Here is a 1,995-nt window from a genome sequence, read left to right as displayed (position 1 = left end):
AAACAGGCGGAAGTTTTGAAGATCAGCCGTGGCAGTATCTATTATCTACCACGTCCGGTGTCGCCCGCCGACCTCGCGATCATGCAGCGGCTTGACCGGCTGCACCTGGAGTTTCCTTTCGCCGGTTCGCGAATGTTGCGAGACCTGCTGGCTGCCGAGGGGTGCAAGATCGGCCGCCGGCATGTCAAAACGCTGATGCGGCGGATTGGCTACAACGCCGCCAGTGTGATTCTTGTTGCCGCCAACGTGGTGGACCGTGATCCTGGATGTGAGCAGCTAGCGGAGATTTGCCACAGCAAAATGAGCGAACCCGAGCCTTTCAGCTTGACGCTTCAAAATAGCTTGTTCTAATTTTGTTCTCAAGGGCCCAGGTCGATTCAGCGGGCTCGCAGCCAGCCGTTATTGACAACAGCACCGCCCGATCCGGCCAGGAAACATGCACGAGATCATCTGTCCCCACTGTGCGAAGGCCTTCAAGGTCGATGAGTCGGGCTATGCCGAGATTCTGAAACAGGTGCGTGACGCGGATTTCGCACAGCAACTCCATGAACGGCTGGAATTGGCCGAGCGCGACAAGCAGAGCGCTGTTGAATTGGCCAAGGCCCAGGTGAGCAACGGTTTGCAGAAGATCGCGGCCGCCAAGGACGCAGAAATCCGGCAGTTGAAGTCCAAGCTTGAGGGGAGTGAGGTCACCCAGAAGCTTGCTGTCACCGAGGCGCTCAGCGCCGTGGAAAAAGAGCGCGACAGGCTCGCGAACGCGCTGGCCGAGTCCGAGCGCGAAAAGAAGGCGGCCTCGGAACTTGCTGAAGCGCTCCTCGCCAGCGAGCAGCACAAAATCACTGCCGCCAAGGAAAAAGAAATCCATGGGCTGAAGGCCAAGCTTCAGGCCGTTGAGCTTGAGAAGAAACTCGCCGTCAGTGAAGCGGTCGGCGCGATCGAGAAAGAGCGCGATGAGCTGAAAAACGGCATCAAGCAGGTTCAGCTTGAAAAACAGCTCTCTGAGCAGTCGCTCAAGGACAAGTACGAAACGCAAATCAAGGATCGCGATGACGCGATCGAGCGACTTAGGGATATGAAGGCCCGTCTCTCGACCAAGATGGTCGGGGAGACCCTTGAACAGCACTGCGAGACCGAATTCAACCGGGTTCGGTCGATGGCATTTCCGCGGGCGTACTTCGAGAAAGACAACGACGCGCGGACCGGCAGCAAGGGCGATTACATCTTCCGGGACGCGGACGAGGCCGGCACCGAGATCATCTCGATTATGTTCGAGATGAAGAACGAAAGCGACAAAACAGCGACGAAAAGCAAGAACGAAGATTTTCTGAAGGAGCTCGACCGGGACCGGAGCGAGAAGGGCTGCGAATACGCCATCCTGGTCTCATTGCTTGAACCGGACAATGAACTTTACAATGCCGGCATCGTCGACGTCTTCCATCGTTACCCGAAAATGTATGTCATCCGGCCGCAGTTCTTCCTGCCGATGATCACGCTCTTGCGGAATGCGGCCATCAACTCGCTTAAGTACAAAGCCGAGCTTGCGCTCGTGAGAGCGCAGAATATCGACATCACGCAGTTTGAAAGCCAGCTAGAGACCTTCAAGACGGCATTCTCGAAGAACTACGATCTTGCTTCCAGGCACTTCCAGACCGCGATCGCCGAGATAGATAAGTCCATCGATCATCTCCAGAAAACAAAGGATGCATTGATCGGTGCAGACCGCAATCTCCGCCTTGCGAACGACAAGGCGCAGGACGTGACGATCAAGAAGCTGACACGGGGCAATCCGACGATGGCAGCGAAATTTTCTGAGCTGAAGAGCTCGCCCGCTGAAGCTGCGGAGTGACATGCCCGCGTCAGGCAAAACAACGCAACTTCTGGCGTTCGGATAATAGGAATATATTCCATAATCTATGTTATGCGAGCGCCGATTGTAGACGCTCATTAGAAAGGTCACCATCCTCCCCATTAGAGATGTCACGCTCGGACTTGTCT

The 1,995-nt window shown here is 55.6% G+C and carries 1 protein-coding gene and 1 pseudogene; both read left to right on the top strand.

What is annotated here, in order from left to right; genetic code table 11:
- A pseudogene (locus tag GA0061099_RS39065) lies at positions 1-219 on the top strand (IS3 family transposase); the annotation flags it as partial.
- A gap of 217 nt (positions 220-436) precedes the next feature.
- On the top strand, positions 437-1,846 hold the full coding sequence (locus GA0061099_RS39060) for a DUF2130 domain-containing protein (RefSeq protein WP_074448699.1): 1,410 nt from the start codon (positions 437-439) through the stop codon (positions 1,844-1,846).
- The last annotated feature ends 149 nt before the right edge of the window (positions 1,847-1,995 follow it).

The sequence above is a fragment of the Bradyrhizobium yuanmingense genome (genome assembly GCF_900094575.1).
Lineage (GTDB): Bacteria > Pseudomonadota > Alphaproteobacteria > Rhizobiales > Xanthobacteraceae > Bradyrhizobium > Bradyrhizobium yuanmingense.
This window is presented reverse-complemented; position numbering and strand designations above follow the sequence as displayed.